Raw genomic sequence first — 18,095 nt, forward strand, 5'->3', positions numbered from 1 at the left:
CTGGCATTAGGGCAAGCCCCCTCCCACAGTTTGAACGTCGTTATGGCTGGCTCAGGTGTTCCAGGGTATAGCGCAGCGATGCCGGTAGCATTGGACCGTGGCTCAAGCCGGGGAATGCCTGGTACTGCACCTTCAACCCCTGCACCCGCTGCAAATCCGCCAGCAGTTTCTTGGCTGCTGCATCGCCTTTAGGCCCAACCTGCCTGGAAGGACTCGCCGGTTCCTCATCCCCACGCATCATCAACAACGTCGGATGCTTGTCGTTCAAACGTTGCGCCAAACCCTCGGCATGAATCACCCCACCGTTCCACCACAACGACGGACTGGCCGCGGCGTATTCATCAAACGCATCCGGCCGGGTCATCAGCGTATACAGCACCAACAACCCACCGTAGGAATGCCCCCACAGCAGTTGCCGCTTGGGCTTCTCTTCCAACCGCTGGTTGATCAGCGGGCGGATCTGTTGCGTCAGCAGGTCGAGGAACTGCTCCGCCCCACCACTCGGCACAGCGGTCAGTGGGTCGCGCTGCACGCCCTCGCCCACCTGCGGCGTGTAGTCGAAGGTGCGCGCATTGCGTTCGATGCGCAGCGGTGTGGCGTACCCCACTGCCACCAGCACCGGCGGCGCGGGGCTGTGGGACAGGCGGTTGAGCAACTCGGTGTCGAGTGCCGCCATCGCCGCGTTGCCGTCCAGCAGGTAGGCGACCGGGTTGGCCGCGCTGACCTTGAGCGGACGGCCCAGCCAGATACGGTAGTGCCGGGCGCCGTCGACGGAGTCGAGTTCCAGGGTGCTGAAACTGTAGTCGCTGGCTTCACGCAAGACCGGCGCATCCATCAACTGGTCCGGCGCCGGCTTGGCGTAGACGGCCTGGGAAAAGAGCAAGGCCAGCATGATCGCGCGGCGCATCAGAACGACGCCGTCAGGCTGGTGAACAGGGTACGGCCCGACTGGTTGTAGGTGGCCGCGCCGGCGCCGTCGATGTTGTTCACGCCCTGGGAGTTGCCTTCACGCCACAAGCGTTTGTCGAACACGTTGTCCACGCCGGCGGTGAGGCTGAGATTTTTGGTGATGGCGTACGTACCGCTGACACCGGTGATGGCATACGGCGACAGTTGGTTGTTGGCCGAACCGGTCACGTGGTTGCCGTGGTAGTCGTATTTTTTCGGGGTTTGCTTGCCGTACCAGGCCACGTTGGCTTGCAGCGACAGGTCTTGGGTGACCTGCCAGTCCAGCATCGAGTTGAGGGTGAATTTTGGCGTGACCGAGAGCACGTCGCCGGTCTGTTTGTTTTTCGATTGCAGCATGTAGGTGAAGTTGTTGGACCAGTTCACCTGCTCACTCAAGGGCAGCGACAGGTTGCCTTCCAGGCCTTCGACCAGTGCCTTGGGCACGTTCTCCCATTTGAAGATGTTCGACGCCGTGCCGCCTGTGGCCTTGCCCACCGGTGTCAGGCCGGACTCGATCTTGTTCTTGTAGTCGTTGCGGAAGTAGGTCAGGCCCGCCACCACGCCGTTATCGCGGTACTCGATGCCCAGTTCCTTGTTGACGCTGGTTTCCGCCTCAAGGTCGGCATTGCCTTGCAGGTAGCAGCTGGTGGCCGCGCCGTAGCAACCCTGGCCGTTGCTGTACAGCAGGTAGTTGGGGTTGATCTGGTAGAGGTTCGGCGCTTTGTATGAACGGGCGATACCGGCCTTGAGGGTCAAGGTGTCGGTGAGCACCTGGGACAGGTTCAGGCCCGGGCTCCAGTTGTCGCCGACCACGCTGTGATGGTCCAGACGCAGCACCGGTGTCAGGCGCGTGCCGGGCAGCAGGTCGATGTTGTCTTCGGCGAATACCGAGAAGATTCGCGCCGAGGACGAGCTGGGACGGTTGGTGCTGCTGATCCCGGCGATGGCGCCCGTGGTGGTGGTGGCCTGGGTGTTGGAACTTGGATCGTCGAGGGACTGCTCCACCCACTCGGTGCCCAGGGTCATCACCTGGTCAACCCCGGCGTGGAACGGCACGTTCACTTCGCTGTGGGCGGTGATATCGCGCAGGGTGCTGGTGCTGACGGTGGTGCTGGAGAACAGGCCTTCAAGCCCGCCCGCCAGGCCTTCATCGATGCGTCTGTTGCGGGTCTTGGCGTATTGGACGTAGCTCAGCGTGCTGCCGAAATCCCATTCGCCACGGTGGGTCAGCGCGTAGCTTTCACGGTAGAGGGTGTTGGTTTCATGGCCGAGCATGTTTTTGACGGTGGCGTTGGTGTTGGTGTTCTGGGTGTCGCCGGTGTAGATGTTGCCCTGGCGGCTGAAACCGGCCTCCAGGTCGAGGGTTTGCTCAGGGGTCATTTTCCAACTGAGCAAGCCGTTGACGTCTTTGTTGCGCACGCCTTCGCGGCCTGCCGGCAGGGTGCCCACCTGGTTGCCGTAACGGGTGGATTCGTGGCCGCTGTTGATGTCGGCATCGTCCGGGTTGGTCTTGGCGATGTTGCCGTACACGCGGTAGCTGAGGTTCTCGGTCAGCGGGCCGTTGAGGCCGAAGTTCATGCGTTCGGTCTCGCCCTCTTCCTTGTGCTGGGCGAAGTTGTGATAAATCGTCGCCGAGCCGTGAGTCTCGCTGCTCGGCTGTTTGGTGATGATGTTCACCACGCCGCCCGCCGCACCGTTGCCGTAACGCGCGGCGGCCGGACCACGGATGACTTCGATGCGCTCCACTTGATCGGCCGGCACCCAGTTGGTGTCGCCACGGCTGTCACGCTCGCCGCGCCAGCCGTAGCGTACCGAGTTGCGGCTACTGACCGGCTTGCCGTCTACCAGGATCAGGGTGTTTTCCGGGCCCATGCCACGGATGTCGATCTGGCGGTTGTTGCCGCGCTGGCCGCTGCTGGAGTTGCCGGTGAGGTTGACGCCCGGCATGGTGCGGATGATCTCCGACAGGTCGTTGGCCGGTGGACGCTTCTTGATGTCTTCGGCGGTGATGATCGACACGCCGGGCATTTGCTTGATCTCTTCCTGAGCGGTGCCCAATACGGTCTGGGTCGGCAATTCCATTTGCGCCGGGGTTTCGGCCTCGGCGGCAAAACCGGCGACGGGCAGCAGGCTGCAAATACTCACGGCAAGCAGGGACAAGCGGAACATGGGACGATCTCCAAACGTCAACCCGACCGATAGCGGCGGGCCATCAAAGATCGCAGATGATAATCAGATGCAATTGCGAGTAAAGAAACTTAACTTTCTAAACATTTGCCGCCGGCAGGCGCAGATTCATGCGCAAACCCTGGCCGCCCTGGGTGGCCCACAGCTCGCCGCCCTGCAGTTCGATGGCACGCCGGGCGATGCTCAAGCCCAGGCCGAAACCGGTGCCCACGGTGCCGTCCAGCCGCAGGTAGGCTTCGAAGATGCGCTCAAGATCGTCCCTGGCCACGCCGGGGCCCTGGTCTTCGATCACTAGCCACCAGCTGTCCCCTTCGCGCCAGCCGTTCAAGCGAATCACGCCGTGTTCAGGCGAATGGCGAATCGCATTGCGCAGGATATTTTCCAGGGCCTGGGCAAAGCTGTTGAGGTGCACGTGCAGTTGGCAGCGGCTGTCCAGCTCACACACCAGCGCCTCCAGCGGCCAGCCGGTTTCGAAATGCACGTCCTGGACCAGGGCTTCCCAGACCGAGGCCACCACCACGTCTTCGGCTTCAAGGCGTGGTTTTTCGGTATCGAGCCAGGCCAGGTTGAGGGAGTCGTCCACCAGCCGGCGCATCTCTTCCACTTCCCGCGCCAGGCGTTGCTGCAACTGTTCGGGCGGCAGGCCGCTTTCGCTGGCGATGGTCAAGCGGGCCAAGGGCGTGCGGATTTCATGGGACAAGGTGCGCAGCAACTGCCGTTGTTGATGCAGGTTCTGGCGCAGGCGCTCGGCCATATGCTCGTAGGCGCGGGCCAGTTCGCCCAGCTCATCCGGGCGACGCGTCACGCGGCTGCTGGCCAGCGGCGCGAGGTCGCCAGCGCTGAGGGCGTTGGCGCGCACGCGCAGTTCATGCAACGGCAGCACCAGATGCCGATACAGCACCAGTCCCAAGCCCAGCGCCAGCAACACCGGCACCACGCCGTGGGTGAGCACGTGGGTCCACGGCGTAAGCCCCGGCGGCAGCAGGCGTTCGGGCAACTGCATCACCAAGCGGCCCCGCTCCGGGTGCTGGGGAAAGGCGATGCTCACATAGGGCAACTCATCATCCAGGCGCTTGCTCATCGGCCAACTGAGCTTGCGCATGAACGTCAGGTGGCTGACCTGTTCGGCATTCAGCGGCGTGGTGCCCAGGCTCTGCAGGTAGTCATCCAGCACCGCGACCCAAGTGTGTTCACGTTGCTCCAGCGCCACGCGCCAGCGTTCCACGGCCTGTGCATCGCCGCTGGCCGCGACTTGCTCGGCCTCGGCCGCATAAGCCGCCAAGGCGATACGGTCCGGTTGCTCCAGAAAGTAGGTGTTGCGCTCCACCTGCAAACCCCAGCTCCACACCAGCCACACCAGCAGCAGGCAGAAGCACACTTGCAGTGCCGCCATTTTCCACAGCAGTGGGTGCCGACGCCGCATCAAGCGCCTTCGCACATCAGCACATAGCCTTGGTAACGCACCGCGTCGATGCGCAGGCCTTGCACGTCGATGGCCGCGAGTTTGCGCCGCAGGTTGCACACGTGCACATCCAGGCCACGGTCCAGGCGGGTATAGGGCCGATGCAGCACATGTTGATAAAGGAAGGCCTTGGTCAGCGCTTCTCCAGTGTGCTCATGCAGCGTGCACAGCAGGCGGAACTCCGAGGACGTGAGCCCGGCCGCCACGCTGTTCCAGCGCACGTCCCGCCCATAGCTGTCGAACTCCAGTGCCGACGCACGTGCCGACAACGGTGGTGTACGGGTGCCGCAATCAATCGCCACGCGGCGCAGCAAGGCGTCGATGCGCACATCCAGCTCCGCCAGGCTGAACGGCTTGGGCAGGTAATCGTCCGCGCCCTGGCTGAAGCCGGTGATGCGGTCCTGCTCGGCGCCGAGGGCCGACATCAGAATCACCGGCGTCCCCCGCTCGTGGCGCAGGCGCGCCAGGATATTCAGCCCGCTCTCATTGGGCAGCATGATGTCCAGCAGGATCAGCTCCACCGGCGAATGCAGGGCCATGTCCAGGCCTTGGTCGCCGCGATGGCTGCTATTGAGAGTGAAACCCCGACGGCTCAGGTGATTGCTGAGGTGCGTGCACAGCTCGACGTCATCCTCAATGATCAGGATGCGTGCAGGTGTGGGTAAGGATGGCGCCAGATGATAAGTATTCACAATTACGCCAGTTTCTCATTCGGAGAAACATTTCGCAACGTTCACCCATCGCCACACAGCCCCTGCGCCTGCAACTGCCGCCCGCGCGCCTGCGCCGCGCTCAACACGCGCAACAGGTTGCCGCTCCAGATATTGCCGATATCCGCCTCGCTGTAGCCCGCCTGCAACAGCGCCTCGGTGATCTTCGGCAACTGGCTGACATCTTCCAGCCCTTGCACCCCACCGCCGCCGTCCCAGTCCGCACCGATGCCGACGTGCAAAGGCCCGACCTGCTCCAGCGCGTGCAGCAAGTGACGCATAAAGTCGTCGAAGGTCGCCCGGGGCGTCGGATAACGCTGCTGCACCTCGCGAATCTGCGCCGACAACTCGGCAAACGCCGCCGGTTGCAGCGCGGGCATTAAGCGCAATCGCTCGAATAGCGGCTTGAGCGCCTTGTCCCGCTCGGGGTTGGGCGGCTGCGGGATCAGGTAGCCGCTGTAGGTGTTGACCTGAATCACCCCGCCGCTCGCGGCCAGGCGGCGCATGCGGGCATCGTCGAGGTTGCGCGGGTGCGGGTTGACTGCGCGGCTGCTGGAATGGGACACGATGATCGGCGCCTGGGACTGCGCGAGCATCTGGTCGAACGCTTGATCGGACGCGTGAGACGCATCCAGCAAAACCCCCAGGCAATTGGCGCGCTGCACCAACTCACGCCCGACCGGGCTCAAGCCATGCCATTGCGCGATGGCAGTGGCCGAATCCGCCACATGATTATTGGCACTGTGCACCAGACCGAGCATGCGCAGGCCCTGGCGGTGGTAGGTGGTGAACAGGCGCGGGTCAGACGCCAGCGGTTCGGCGTTTTCCATGCTGATATACACCACGCGCTTGCCCTGGGCGGCGATGCGCGGTGCGTCTTCAGGCGTCAGCGCCAGGGCGAAGTCATCCGGGTAACGCGCCAGCAGGTCGCGAATATGCGCAAGAATCGCCAGGCCCTGATCGCTGGCCCGCGCCATGCCGGCTTCATCAAGGCTGCCCTGGGGCGTGTACACCGCCCAGAAACCACCGTCCAGACCGCCTTCGCGCATGCGCGGCAGGTCCACTTGAGACAAGTCTTCCGGAGCGTGCCGCTGCAAAATGCTCCAGCCGGGACGGGACAACTGCCGAGGCGTGTCCATGTGGCTGTCGAGCACCAGCAGGCGTTCATGCAGCGCACGGGCATCGGCGTGCACGCCGGTGATTGCCAGGCTGAACAGCAGCGCCAGCCACCTCACACGCCGATCCCGAACAAGCGTTCTGCGTGAAGCGGCGCATCCACCACCGATTGCAAACGAGCCAATAACGGCGCCTCGCACAGCGCCTGCAACTTGCCCTGCAACAAGCCGTCACGACCGCCGCGATCCAGCGCGGCGTAAGGCCCGTCATAGGCCAGCTCGACCACTTCACCCGTCAGCGCATGCACGGTCAGCGCCGCCGGGAAACCGCCGGTGCGCGCTTGCTGCTGGTCCATCTCGGCGCTGGCTTCGATGCCGATACGCGTCATAAAGCTCAGCACTGACTCGTCCACTAGCGCAGCGCCTTCAAAATCTTCCAACGCTGCGCGCCCGCGCACGAAAGCGCTGGCCACCACATACGGCAAGCTGAAACGCGCCGCCAGGTCGTTCTCGATCACCCGCGTGGACAACGACCGCGCACTGCCGCCATTGACCCGCACCGCAATGCTCACCACCTGCCCCGCCGGCACCTGCTGGCGCAATTCCAACGCCAGGCGGATCGCGGTCTGGCAGCCGAAACACGCGGGGTACGGTTTGATCGCAAAGCTGTCGAGGTTCTGCGTGAGCGGATTGCCCGAGAGGAAATCCACCTGCGCCGTGTCAAAGCCAAAACTCGCCAGCCAGCCGTGTTCACCGGTCAAGAACGCTGCCGGCCCGGTCGCACCGGCCTGGGCCAGCAACACCGACTGCACAGCGTGCTGGGCGGAAAAACCCACGGCCAAATCCTTGTCCTGGCTGTAGCTGCCGACCTTGGGCGACAGCGCCGACAGCAAGCCGGCACTCAACGAACTGGCGGCAATCGCCGTGCCGTGGCAGACCCGATCCAGGTCGTCATCCAACAACGCCGAACAGCCCAGCGCCGCCGCCACCGGGGCGATCAGCGAGGTGGTACGAAACCCTGCCTGGGCACTGCGATGCCCGCGCCCGAGGGCTTCGGCCAGGGAGATATTCGCCGCGAAGGCGATCCACAACGCGCGCAGCAAGCGCTCGCCGACCACGCCATGGTGTTCGGCCAGTGCCAGGATCGCCGGGATGATCACCACCGCCGCGTGCCCGTTGTTGCGCGGGTTGATCAGCACTTCCTGAAAATCCAGGGCCTCGGCGGCGGTGCCGTTGAGCAGCGCAGCGCGAGCGGGATCGGTGCGCAGGGTGGAACCCCACACCGAACAACCGGGGCTGCTGGGCTGCGCCAGGGTACTGTCCATTTGCGTGCCGCCCACCTGATGGCGACGGGCGTACGCGGCAATCGCCACGGTGTCAGCGAGCAAACGCCCAAGGGCGCTGGCCACGGCCTCGGGGATGGGAGCCTCAAGCAAGAGCAGGTGTCGTGCGACCCACTGCCGGTCTATCGTCGTTGCCACGGTTATTGAACCCCTTGCGCCATGATGCCGCCGTCGATCACGAAGTCCGTGCCGTTGGCGTAGTGAAATGCCGGCCCGGTCAGGGCCACGATGGCTTGCGCCATTTCCCGTGGATCGGCGAGCCGGCCCAAGGGAATGCTTGCCAGAAGATGGTGTTCATCGAGGCGCCCCGCTTCGATGGCCGCACCGACCATGCGCGTGCGGGTGTAGCCGGGGCTAACGGAAATGGCGCGCACAGACGCGGCGGCGAAATCCAGCGCCAGCACCTCGGTCATCGCCACCACCCCGGCCTTGGCGGCGGCGTAACTGGCGCGGCCAGGGCCGGAGCGATGGGCGATAAACGAGGCGATATTCACGATCAGCCCGGCGCCGGAAGCGGCCAGCGCGGGAAATGCCGCCTGGCAGCTGTAGAACGCGCCGCTGAGGTTGGTTTGCAGCACGGCCTGCCAGTCTTCGGCACGCATATCGATGGCCGAGGCGCGCCGGGCGATGCCCGCGCAGGTCACCAGCACATCCAGGCGACCTAGGCCTTCGGCGGCCCGTTTGAGGGCGTCTGCATCGCGCACATCTACTGCGGTAATCGGGAAGCCGGCCTTAGGGTCAGCGACCAAATCCCAACCGATGACTTCAGCGCCCTGCTCCACAAATACTTGCGCCACCGCCAGGCCAATCCCGCTGCCCGCGCCGGTTACCAGCACACGTCGAGGTGCCGTCATAACAATGCTCCTTGTTCGAGTAACACCCGTTTCACCGCATCAAACCCGCTGCGCTGGGACAGGCGACTGGACAGCGCCGCCGACACGCCCGCCGCATGCCCGGTGGCAAAGCCGGTGCCCATCACCCGCACCGAGCCGAAGGCGATGTCATCGGCGCCGATGGAGCTGCCGGCCAGCCACAGGTTGTCGCTGCCCTCGGGGATCAACGCGCCGAACGGCACGTGGAACCAGCCGTGATGAGGAATGGAACGGTATTCGGTGACGCCGTTGCCGGGGTGCAGTTCGCAGGGCCAGCCGGAACGGGCAATTCCATTGGCGCGCTGCCGTGCACTCAGGGCGTCGTCGGCCAGCACGTCTTGCTGGGAGGTCACACAACGGGTGGAGCGAATGCCCAGTTGCGGCCCGCTGGTTTCCAGGATCGCCCGTTCAAAGCCGGGCACCGTGCGACGCAGGGATTCCAGGTAATCGTGGGCAATGCCGCGCGCTTCGATCTCGGCGCGGGTCAGGTAGTGGGCGTCGGTGTTGACCAGGTCCACATCGATCATCATCGCCCAGTAGCTGCCCGACCATGGCAACGGCACAAAGTAGCCGCCATTGCTGCGCGCCAGATGGCGTTGGGTACGGCGTTGATAGTCGATGACAGCGGCTTGCAACGCCTCGCGATCCGGTGCGTGGCCAGGCTCGACATTGCCGATGCGCACGGTCAGCGTCGCGGCCTGCAAGCGCGGGCGAATGCTGTGGGGCGCAATCATCGCGGCCACATTGGCGTTGCCGGTGGCGTCCACCACGCTGCCGACTTCGATGCGCAGACTGCCTTCCGGATGGCTGCACACAAGCGCGTCGATATGCCCGTTCTCGCCCTCGGCGGCAATCACCCGACAATGCAGCAACGGCGTGATTCCGGCGCTTAGCACCAGGCGATCCAGCACCACTTTCAGGCGCTCCGGGTCCAGCAAAATGATCCAGTTGCCCGAGCTTTGCAGCACCGGCTCCACCGGATGCCCGAACGCCTGCAAGGCCTCCAGCACCCGCTGGCCCATGCCCGCCACCACCCGTTGCGGGTTCGGGCCGCTGGTGAGGAAGCCGCAATAGGACTGCACCCCAGAGATGGTCGCGGTGCCGCCGAAAAAGCCGTAGTCCTCAATCAACACCACACTGCGCCCGCACTCGGCCGCCGCCAGCGCAGCAGCAATACCCGCCGCGCCGCCGCCCACCACCGCCACGTCATAAAACCGGTTCACAGGACTTTGTCGAGAAAGTCACGGGTACGCGCATCCCGTGGGCTGTCGAAAAACGCCTGGGCGCTGGCGTGTTCCACTACCTCGCCCTGATCGATGAAGTACACGTAGTCGGCAACTTCACGGGCAAAGCGCATTTCGTGGGTGACCAACACGCAGGTCATGCCTTCAGCGGCAATCGAGCGAATGACCCCGAGCACTTCCTTGACCGTCTCCGGGTCGAGGGCGGCGGTGACTTCATCGAACAGCATCACTTGCGGCTGCATACACAAGCCCCGTGCAATCGCCACGCGCTGTTGCTGGCCGCCGGACAACTCGCCCGGATAGGCCTGCTCCTTGCCGCCCAGACGCACCTGTTGCAGCAGCGCCCGCGCCTCTTCTTCCACCGTTTTGCGCTCACGCCCCAGCACCTGGATCGGCGCCATGCTGACGTTCTGCAACACCGTGCGATGGGGGAACAGGTTGTAGCTCTGGAACACGATGCCGACCCGCTGGCGCAGTTGCTGCAACGGCAATTGCGGGCTGCCGATCAGCGCGCCGTCGAGGCGGATCTCACCGCCGTCGATCTCGGCCAGGGCATTGATGCAGCGCAACACCGTGGACTTGCCCGACCCCGAAGGACCGATGATGCACACCACTTCGCCGCGCCCCACGGCCAGGTCGATGCCCTTGAGCACCGGCGTGTCGCCATAGGCCTTGTTCACCCCGTGCAAGGCGATAAACGGGTTTTCCAGGATACGTTTCATGGGTTACCTGTAGGCCAGGCGCCGTTCCAGAGAACGGGCCAGCAGTGAAAGCGGAAAGATGTAGATAAAGAACAGCGCCAGCACCAAGCCATACACCGGCAGCAGCAAGTCGGTGCGCGCAGTGGCGGCGAGGATCTCGCGACTGGCGCTGAGCAATTCGCCCACACCCAGCAGGCTGGCGAGGGCGCTGGACATGGTCACCACGCAATACAGGCCCAACGCGGGCGGCACCATCAGGCGCAGGGCCTGGGGCAAGATCACATGGCGCAGTTGACCCATCGGGCTGTAACCCAAGGCGGTGGCGGCTTCCCATTGGGTGCGCGGGATCGACTGCAAGGCACCGCGCACGATTTCCGACGCATTCCCCGCCGCCGGCAACGACAACGCCAACACCGCCTTGAGCCACGCTGGCAGGCTGATCACCACGCCCGCGACGTGCCATTCATAGGGCAGCAGGTGCATCACGAAAAACATCACCACCAGCCATGGCGAATTGCGCAGCAGTTGGGTCAGCAATCTTGCGCCCAAGCGCAGCCCGCGCGGTTTGGCCCGTTGCAACGCGCCCAGGCAAACACCCGCCACACACGCCAACAGCATCGCCAACGCACCGATCCACAGGTTCAGCGCAAAGCCCTTGAGCATCAGCGGCAACCACGGCAGCAGCGCTGAAATCACCTCGTTCATGCGCCACCTCCAGGGATGTGCAGGCGCCGTTCCAGGCGGTGCAGCGCCCAGGCCAACACGGCCATGGCGGCAAAATAGGTGATCAGCACCAGCAGCATCATTTCCACCACGTTGTAGCGTTCACTCCAGATTTCCTGGGCGCTGTAGAGCACCTCGGGCACGGCCACCGCGTAGGCGATGGAGCTGCCCTTGATCAACTGCACCATGTTGTTGCCCAGCGCCGGCAAGCAGGCACGCAGCGCCAATGGCAGTTGGATATGCCACAGCCGGGCCGCTCGTCCGTACCCAAGGGCGAGCGCCGCATCGCGGGTGCTGGCGGGTACGGCGAGCAAGCCGGCGCGGATGATTTCCACGGCAAACGCGCCGTAGTGCAGGGTGATGCACAACGCCGCGAGGCCGAACGGGTTGGCGTACCACGGCGCCGCACCGCCCTCCAGACCACCGCGCAACAACGCGCCAACACCGAAATAGATGAAGTACAACTGGGCCAGGCTTGGCGTGTTGCGCAGCAGTTCCACATAGCCGCGCACCAGCCAGCGCAAGGGCCGGGATGCGCCCATCGCCAGCGCACCGAACAGGCCGATCAGGCAGGAGCCGAGGATGCCGATGACCGAAAGCTGCAACGTGGTGAAGATGCCGGAGGCGAATTGGCGAGCGGTCCAGCCGTCATAGAACACCGGGAAGTTCCAGCCGGTGGTGGTATTGAGGCGTGCAAAACCATCCGTCAGGCGTTGCAGAAAATACGGCAGGCTCTGGGTGTCCTGCGTCGCGCTTTGCGCCTCGCTCGGGTCCAGCGGATGTTTGTGGGGCAAGCCGTAGCGGCTTTCCAACTGATACAGGAAACCGCTTTGACGCCAGTGCAGCGCCAACGCTTCCAGCAGCCCGCGCCACTGCGGGTCGCCCTTGGCCACGGCCAGGCTCCACGGTGCTTCGAGAATCACCGGCAACTGGATGCGATAGCCCTGCCATTGCTGGCTGTCCTGCAAACGCAGGCGCGCTACCGCTTCGTCCATTACCTGGCCAATGCAACGCCGATCCCTGAGCGCCTGGGCGCTTTCGGTGAGGCCGGCAAAGGCGAGGATGTTCACTCCGTAGTGCTCGGCCACGCTCTGGTTGTAGGTCGAGCCCTGGCTGCTGCACAGGGTTTCACCGCGCAGACTTTCCCAGCTGTCGACCACCTGATCATCACGGGTCAGCAACACCGCACCGGAGGCGTAGAAACCGGGAAAGATAAAGTCCACCAGGCGCTGGCGTTCTTCGGTCACGCTGAAACCGGTGATGATCACGTCGCACTTGCCCTGCTGCACAAACGGCACGCGGTTGGCGCCGCTGGTGGGGATGGTCTGCGCGCTGATCTCGCGGCCCAACCGCTGGCTGAGGGACTGGCGCAGGTTTTCCAGCAAGTCGGCATTGAAGCCCACCGCCTTGCCCGAGGGCGTGAGGTAGGCGAACGGCCGGTTCTCCACATTGGTGCAGGCATTAACCACGCCGCGCTCGGCGATGCGTTGCAGCACCGGCCCGTCCTGCGCCACCGCGCCCAGTGAAGCCGCCAGCAAAGCGGCGGCCCCCCAGGCCTTGAGCCACCTCATCACCACGAATACGTCGCCTTGAGGTAATAGAACGCGCCGTTCATGCCAAACGGCGAGTAGGAGATGTAGTTGACGTTCTGATGGCCGGGGTTGTTCAGGCTGTTGCGTTTGTCCGGGTAGGCATCGGTGACGTTGTCGCCGCCCACGGTGAACAGCCAGTCGTCGTAGCGATAGCTGGTGGACAGGTCGAGTACCCACTTGGCGTCGAAGCGCTGGTCGTAGGCCGCACCGGTGTTGCTCACGGCGAGGAAGCTGCCGTAGCGCACCAGGTTGGCGTGCAGGCCCCAGTTGTCCTTGCTGTAGTCGGTGGAGAACGACAGCTTGCTGCGCGGCGTGCTGTCGGTGAGTACACCGTAGCGGTCACGCCGGTCGATGCGGTCCAGGTTCAGGCCGCTCTGGGTCAACGCGATGGGGTTGTCCTTGATATCGGTAACGCGGGTCTTGCTGTAGCTGTAGCCCACGGTGCTGTTGAGGCGGCCACCGTTGTCGAAGCGGTAGCGATGCTGGCCGGTGACGTCGACGCCACGGGTCTGGGTGTCGACCGCGTTGGTGAAGTAGCGCACCGATTGGTACAGGTCGGTGGGAATGCCGTTCGCCGCCAGATAGGCCTGGCCGGCGGCCGTCTGTACGTTGAGGTTGCTCGACAGGGTGACCCGGTCGTTGATGTTGATCTGGTACACGTCCAGCGTGGCGCTGAAATCGTCGGTCGGTTGCAGCACCAGGCCCAGGCTGATGTTGCGCGACTTCTCGGCCTTCAAGTCTTCGGCACCGAGCAGGCGTGCAATCGGTGAGTCCACCGAAGCCGTCAACTGATCCTGATAAGCGTTGATCGAGGTGTTGAGGGCGCTGGTGGTCGCCGAATAGTGCTGCTGCGCCAGCGACGGCGCACGGTAGCCGGTAGACACACTGCCGCGCACGGCGACCACCGGGTTGAAGTCATAACGGCTGGAAAACGAGCCAGTGGTGGCGCCGCCGAAGTCGTTGTAGTCGTCGTGACGCACGGCGACCGAGGCGCGCCATTTGTCGGTGAGGTTGGTTTCCAGATCGAGGTACTGGGCCACCACGTCACGGCGATAGCTGCCGCTGTCGGTGGGTTTGAGACCCGAGAAGCCTTCGGCGCCGGTGCCGTAATAGGAGTTGGCCTCGCCGCTGCTTTCTTGGTAGGTCTGGTGCTGGTACTCCACACCGAACGCCACCGACAGCGGGTTGCTGAGCAGCGGCACGTTCAGCTCGTTGCTGAAGTCCAATTGGTACACGGCGAGGCTGCTGGTGAGGCTGCCGTCATCGAAATTCTGCTGGGTGTTGCCGGTGTCGCGGTACAGGTAGCGGTTAAGGGTGTCGCGACTGCTCAGGTCGATCTGGTTGCGGCCGTAGTCGACGCTGGCGTCCCATTTCCAGTCGGCCAGCAGGCCACGCAGGCCGAGTACCAACGATTGATCCTGGGTTTCGGCGTGCAGGCGCGGCAGGTAGCCTTCGGGATGGGCGGCACGGTCGTAGGTGGAAGCACGGCCATTGCGGAACGCGTCCCAGGTGTCGCCGGTGGATTTGTTGTAGCCGGCAAAACCGTAGGCGGTGAGGTCGTCGCTCAGGGCGTATTCAGCGTTGAGCATGACCTTGCCGTTGGTGATATCCGGGTCGCCCAGGCGATAGGTGGTGCTGCCATAACCGGGTGCGCCGGGGTTGCGGTTGTCGGGGCCGGCGCGGTTGGTGAAGTCATTGTTGTTGCCGTCGAAACTCAGGTGCGCAAAGCCGCGTTCGCCGAGTTTGAAGCCGGTGTCGGCGTCCACATGGCGCTGAATGCCGTCGCCCTTGGCATACTGGCCGTAGCTGGTGGTGATCTGGCCGCCCTCGTCGTCTTTCTTGAGGATCACGTTGATCACGCCGGCGATCGCATCCGAACCATAACGGGCCGACGCGCCGTCGCCGAGCACTTCGATATGGTCGATGGCCGACAGCGGGATCGCGCCCAGATCCACCGGCGCCGAGCCACGGCCCTGGGTCACGTTGGTGTTGAGGAAGGCGCTGGTGTGGCGACGCTTGCCGTTCACCAACACCAGCACCTGGTCCGGCGACAGGCCGCGCATCTGCACCGGGCGAATGATCCCGGTAAAGCCGGAGCTGGCCGGACGCGGGAAGTTCAAGGACGGGATCAACCGCGACAGCGCTTCCGACAACTCATTGCTGCCGGTGCTTTGCAGAGTCTTGCTGGACACCACTTGGATCGGCTGCATCGACTCCAGCACCGTGCGGTTCTCCGAGCGAGTGCCGGTGACCACCACCGCATTCAACTGCGGTGCGCTGTCACTGTCGTCTGCGGCCTGCGCCTGCATGCCGGTCACGACCGCCAATACGGCGAGCGACAGCCTGCTTAGATTGAACGTGCCCTTGATCATTCCTTATTCCCCAGCCAACAGGCATCACCGCGCCCTGACGCAAGTGCAGGGGCAGTGGCTGTCGAACATTTGTCATATTCAAAAGTTGATAAAAGAGTGGGCCAGGGGGCAATTCGGTGGCGTGTTGATTGCTTGCCTGGGCGTTCACACGGGCCCCAATCTACCTGCCCTGCGCGGCCATACCTACGGAAAAAACAGCAGGCAACACTAACTTTTACTCATATGGCCCTGCGGTTATATGGTTAAAAGAACACGGTCTAGTTGAAGCCGGTTTATTGATTGAGTGCACTAAAAGATCAGGCTATAAATGCGCGGTTTTATTCACAGGCAAGACCCGAGTATTCCCCCTTATGAATCTTCGCCAGATGGAAGTCTTCCGTTCCATCATGCTCACCGGCAGCATCGCGGGCGCCGCCGAGTTGTTGCATATATCCCAGTCCGCCGTGAGCAAGATGCTCAGCCACACCCAGCAGCGTGGCGGCCCGAAACTGTTCGAACTGGTCAAGGGCCGGCTGGTGCCCACCAGCGAAGCGCGGGAGCTGTACGAGGAAGTCGAGCGGTTGTGGCGCAACGTGGAACGGGTGCGTGAGTTGTCCAGCGAACTGGCCAACCCGTCCAAGGGCAACCTGTATATCGCGGCGTCGCCGAGCCTGGGCATGTCGGTGGTGCCACAGAGCCTGGCGCAGACGGTCAAGGAACGGCCGGACCTGAGTGTGAAGGTGATCCTGCCGCTGCCCGGTGCGTTGACCGATGTGGTGGCGGAGAAGATTGTCGATATCGGCATTACCACGTTTGAAGTGGACCACCCGAGCATCACCGTGCATGCGCGTTACAGCTGCCCGTTGGTGTGCATCATGGCGCCGTCCCATCCATTGGCGGCGCTTGAGTCCATCCGCCCGGCGGATTTGATTGGGCATCGGCTGATTTCGGTGCCGTTGCAGGAGTTGTATGGCATCAATGAGGACAAGGTGTATGGGGACGTGCTGGCGCAGTTGAACATTGGCTTGCAGGTGCGTTCGGGGTTGATTGCCAGCCTGTTCAGCTTGGCCAGTGGCGAGATTGCGGTGGTGGACGCGCTGGCGGTGTCGGGGAATTTGTTGCCGTTGGTGATTCGGCGGTTTGAGAGTGCGGCGGCGGTGGAGATTGCGGTGATTCATAACAGCTTCAAGCCGTTGTCGCCGCAGGCGTTGTTGTTTCGGGACATGGTGATGGGGCATTTGCAGGACGTGTGTACGGGCTATCAGCGGGGTTAAATGTGGGAGGGGGCTTGCCCCCGATGGGGGTCTATCAGCAAAAAACCCATGAGCTGACACCCCCACAATATGTTGCCAGTGACCACCCCTCACCCGGCCAGTCACACACAGCAATACCCCTTCCCAGCCATTCAAACGATACTGTGCACCGCCCCCTTATCCGAGACTGCCCCTCGATGCGCACACTGATCATCGCCAGCCTCTGCCTCTTGGCAGGCTGCCAACACACTCCCCCCGCCAACGACCAGCTGGATGCAGTGCTCTGGACCCAAACCTCCATCGAGCATGAGTTGATCTACCGCCAACTCTTCGCCAATGCCACCCGCCAACTCGACGTGGCGCTGGCCGACCCGAGCTGGGACGCCCTGCCCTTTCCCACCCGCGACCTGACCGGCCTGCCGCCGGCCGTGGTGGTGGATATCGACGAGACCCTCCTGGACAACGTGCCCCTCAACGCCCGCGATGTGGTCAACAACCAGATCTATTCCTACGACCGCTGGAACACCTGGGTCGACCAGGCCAAGGCCCAGGCATTGCCCGGCGCAGTGGCCTTTTTGCAAGCCGCCCAGCACAAAGGCATCACCGTGTACTACGTGACCAACCGCGAACACAGCCAGGTCGCGGCCACTGCGAAGAACCTGCGCCTGCGGGGTTTCCCCATCGAGCGCGACGAACAGATCCTCGCCGCCAGCACCCCCACCGGCCACTGCGAAAGCGCCGGCTATGGCAAGACCTGCCGCCGTCAGTGGATCGCCCGCCATGCCCGCGTATTGTTGATGGCCGGTGACTCGCTGGGGGATTTCGTCCAGGCCGAACACAACACCCTCGCCGACCAGCGCAAGGCGGTGGAACCCTATGTGAACTGGCTGGGCCAACGCTGGTTCCTGCTGCCCAACCCGACTTACGGCAACTGGTACAGCGCGCCGTATAGGGATGACGAGAAGTTGCCGTTCGAACGCAAACGCCAGCTCAAGCAGCAGGCGTTGCAGTTGGAACAGTAGCGAGTGCTCAGACCTTAACGTTCTGCCGGATATTCCAACCAAATTTCACCGGCCCGCCGTCCTTCGCGCCATCGGCCTTTTGCGGTTGGTAGCTGACTTCGACGGTGGCGAAGTTCAGGGAAATGCTCTCATTCAGTACATCGGCGCCCGGTTGCGCGCCGGTGCCGTAGGACACCACCATCACCTCCTTCAAGGTGATCACCAGATACTCCACCGGGCTCGCCCCGCCCGCCTTGCGCACCACCAATCGCGCTTCGGGGTAATGCTTGCCACTGGCGCAGGCCATCATCAGGTTGGGGCTGGATTTATCCAACGGTTTCGTCAGGTTCAGGTTGGCCACATTGACCTTGCCCGCCCCGCCTCCCGTACCGCTGTGCATGGAGCCGGTCTGGGCCAGACCCCATGCCCATTCCGTGATATCAATCTCATCCCGATGCGCCTGGTCCCGTGACTCACCCTTGATATCGCCCAGTTTCAAAAACATATCGACGGCCATGTTGGCTCCCTGTCCTTGTACGCGCCGGTAGTGACGCGGGGCGGACTTTTCCTTATTCACTAAGGCATCCACAAGA

15 protein-coding genes are annotated in these 18,095 nt (G+C 63.5%); 2 read left to right on the forward strand and 13 right to left on the reverse strand.

Annotated elements, in window-relative coordinates; all coding sequences use genetic code 11:
• Positions 1 to 40: 40 nt before the first annotated feature.
• From DYL61_RS19915 to DYL61_RS19970, 12 genes are all read right to left on the reverse strand, one after another.
• The gene (locus tag DYL61_RS19915; RefSeq protein ID WP_135309746.1) at positions 41 to 907 is read right to left on the reverse strand and encodes an alpha/beta hydrolase; all 867 of its coding nucleotides are present in this window, start codon (positions 905 to 907) and stop codon (positions 41 to 43) included.
• Positions 907 to 3,117 carry a TonB-dependent siderophore receptor gene (locus tag DYL61_RS19920; RefSeq protein WP_135309747.1) on the reverse strand — a complete coding sequence of 737 codons (2,211 nt, stop codon included), beginning with the start codon at positions 3,115 to 3,117 and terminating at the stop codon, positions 907 to 909. Before DYL61_RS19920 ends, DYL61_RS19915 begins: the two co-directional genes overlap by 1 nt.
• A 97-nt stretch (positions 3,118 to 3,214) precedes the next feature.
• Positions 3,215 to 4,558: a HAMP domain-containing sensor histidine kinase gene (locus DYL61_RS19925; RefSeq protein WP_135309748.1), complete on the reverse strand. Its 1,344-nt coding sequence runs from the start codon at positions 4,556 to 4,558 to the stop codon at positions 3,215 to 3,217.
• Positions 4,558 to 5,289 (reverse strand): response regulator transcription factor, encoded by a 732-nt coding sequence (locus DYL61_RS19930; protein ID WP_135309749.1) that lies wholly within the window; start codon positions 5,287 to 5,289, stop codon positions 4,558 to 4,560. Before DYL61_RS19930 ends, DYL61_RS19925 begins: the two co-directional genes overlap by 1 nt.
• A gap of 41 nt (positions 5,290 to 5,330) precedes the next feature.
• Positions 5,331 to 6,542 carry a dipeptidase gene (locus DYL61_RS19935; RefSeq protein ID WP_238704592.1) on the reverse strand — a complete coding sequence of 404 codons (1,212 nt, stop codon included), beginning with the start codon at positions 6,540 to 6,542 and terminating at the stop codon, positions 5,331 to 5,333.
• On the reverse strand, positions 6,539 to 7,903 hold the full coding sequence (locus DYL61_RS19940; protein WP_167497985.1) for an MmgE/PrpD family protein: 1,365 nt from the start codon (positions 7,901 to 7,903) through the stop codon (positions 6,539 to 6,541). Before DYL61_RS19940 ends, DYL61_RS19935 begins: the two co-directional genes overlap by 4 nt.
• Before the next feature lie 2 nt (positions 7,904 to 7,905).
• A complete protein-coding gene (locus DYL61_RS19945) occupies positions 7,906 to 8,619 on the reverse strand; it encodes an SDR family NAD(P)-dependent oxidoreductase (RefSeq protein WP_135309751.1) in 714 nt (237 codons plus the stop codon).
• Entirely contained in the window at positions 8,616 to 9,860 is a 1,245-nt protein-coding gene (locus DYL61_RS19950; protein WP_135309752.1) for an FAD-dependent oxidoreductase, read from the reverse strand. The genes DYL61_RS19945 and DYL61_RS19950 overlap by 4 nt, the downstream gene beginning before the upstream one ends.
• Entirely contained in the window at positions 9,857 to 10,603 is a 747-nt protein-coding gene (locus DYL61_RS19955) for an amino acid ABC transporter ATP-binding protein (protein WP_135309753.1), read from the reverse strand. The genes DYL61_RS19950 and DYL61_RS19955 overlap by 4 nt, the downstream gene beginning before the upstream one ends.
• A gap of 3 nt (positions 10,604 to 10,606) precedes the next feature.
• Positions 10,607 to 11,287: an amino acid ABC transporter permease gene (locus DYL61_RS19960; protein WP_135309754.1), complete on the reverse strand. Its 681-nt coding sequence runs from the start codon at positions 11,285 to 11,287 to the stop codon at positions 10,607 to 10,609.
• Positions 11,284 to 12,876: an ABC transporter substrate-binding protein/permease gene (locus DYL61_RS19965; protein WP_238704594.1), complete on the reverse strand. Its 1,593-nt coding sequence runs from the start codon at positions 12,874 to 12,876 to the stop codon at positions 11,284 to 11,286. The genes DYL61_RS19960 and DYL61_RS19965 overlap by 4 nt, the downstream gene beginning before the upstream one ends.
• Complete coding sequence (locus DYL61_RS19970) at positions 12,876 to 15,269, reverse strand: TonB-dependent receptor plug domain-containing protein (RefSeq protein WP_135309756.1); 2,394 nt, start codon at positions 15,267 to 15,269, stop codon at positions 12,876 to 12,878. The genes DYL61_RS19965 and DYL61_RS19970 overlap by 1 nt, the downstream gene beginning before the upstream one ends.
• A 350-nt stretch (positions 15,270 to 15,619) precedes the next feature.
• On the opposite strand from DYL61_RS19970, the gene DYL61_RS19975 reads away from it, so the two are divergent.
• Positions 15,620 to 16,522, forward strand: a complete 903-nt coding sequence (locus tag DYL61_RS19975; RefSeq protein WP_135309757.1) for a LysR family transcriptional regulator — start codon at positions 15,620 to 15,622, stop codon at positions 16,520 to 16,522.
• A 176-nt stretch (positions 16,523 to 16,698) separates the two neighbouring features.
• Positions 16,699 to 17,523, forward strand: coding sequence for a 5'-nucleotidase, lipoprotein e(P4) family (locus tag DYL61_RS19980; protein ID WP_135309758.1), 825 nt, complete (start codon positions 16,699 to 16,701; stop codon positions 17,521 to 17,523).
• A gap of 7 nt (positions 17,524 to 17,530) precedes the next feature.
• Here the strand turns inward: DYL61_RS19980 and DYL61_RS19985 are convergent, their stop codons facing one another.
• The gene (locus tag DYL61_RS19985) at positions 17,531 to 18,019 is read right to left on the reverse strand and encodes an Hcp family type VI secretion system effector (RefSeq protein ID WP_135309759.1); all 489 of its coding nucleotides are present in this window, start codon (positions 18,017 to 18,019) and stop codon (positions 17,531 to 17,533) included.
• Positions 18,020 to 18,095 lie beyond the last annotated feature (76 nt).

Origin of the sequence: Pseudomonas nabeulensis (genome assembly GCF_004682045.1) — a bacterium.
GTDB lineage: Bacteria > Pseudomonadota > Gammaproteobacteria > Pseudomonadales > Pseudomonadaceae > Aquipseudomonas > Aquipseudomonas nabeulensis.

Excerpts from the sequence above, each read along its gene's own strand:
- DYL61_RS19915 (WP_135309746.1), bottom strand. The coding sequence starts at position 907 with ATGCGCCGCGCGATCATGCTGGCCTTGCTCTTTTCCCAGGCCGTCTAC.
- DYL61_RS19980 (WP_135309758.1), top strand. The coding sequence starts at position 16,699 with ATGCGCACACTGATCATCGCCAGCCTCTGCCTCTTGGCAGGCTGCCAA.
- DYL61_RS19960 (WP_135309754.1), bottom strand. The coding sequence starts at position 11,287 with ATGAACGAGGTGATTTCAGCGCTGCTGCCGTGGTTGCCGCTGATGCTC.
- DYL61_RS19975 (WP_135309757.1), top strand. The coding sequence starts at position 15,620 with ATGAATCTTCGCCAGATGGAAGTCTTCCGTTCCATCATGCTCACCGGC.
- DYL61_RS19920 (WP_135309747.1), bottom strand. The coding sequence starts at position 3,117 with ATGTTCCGCTTGTCCCTGCTTGCCGTGAGTATTTGCAGCCTGCTGCCC.
- DYL61_RS19970 (WP_135309756.1), bottom strand. The coding sequence starts at position 15,269 with ATGATCAAGGGCACGTTCAATCTAAGCAGGCTGTCGCTCGCCGTATTG.
- DYL61_RS19985 (WP_135309759.1), bottom strand. The coding sequence starts at position 18,019 with ATGGCCGTCGATATGTTTTTGAAACTGGGCGATATCAAGGGTGAGTCA.
- DYL61_RS19925 (WP_135309748.1), bottom strand. The coding sequence starts at position 4,558 with ATGCGGCGTCGGCACCCACTGCTGTGGAAAATGGCGGCACTGCAAGTG.
- DYL61_RS19945 (WP_135309751.1), bottom strand. The coding sequence starts at position 8,619 with ATGACGGCACCTCGACGTGTGCTGGTAACCGGCGCGGGCAGCGGGATT.
- DYL61_RS19955 (WP_135309753.1), bottom strand. The coding sequence starts at position 10,603 with ATGAAACGTATCCTGGAAAACCCGTTTATCGCCTTGCACGGGGTGAAC.
- DYL61_RS19965 (WP_238704594.1), bottom strand. The coding sequence starts at position 12,876 with ATGAGGTGGCTCAAGGCCTGGGGGGCCGCCGCTTTGCTGGCGGCTTCA.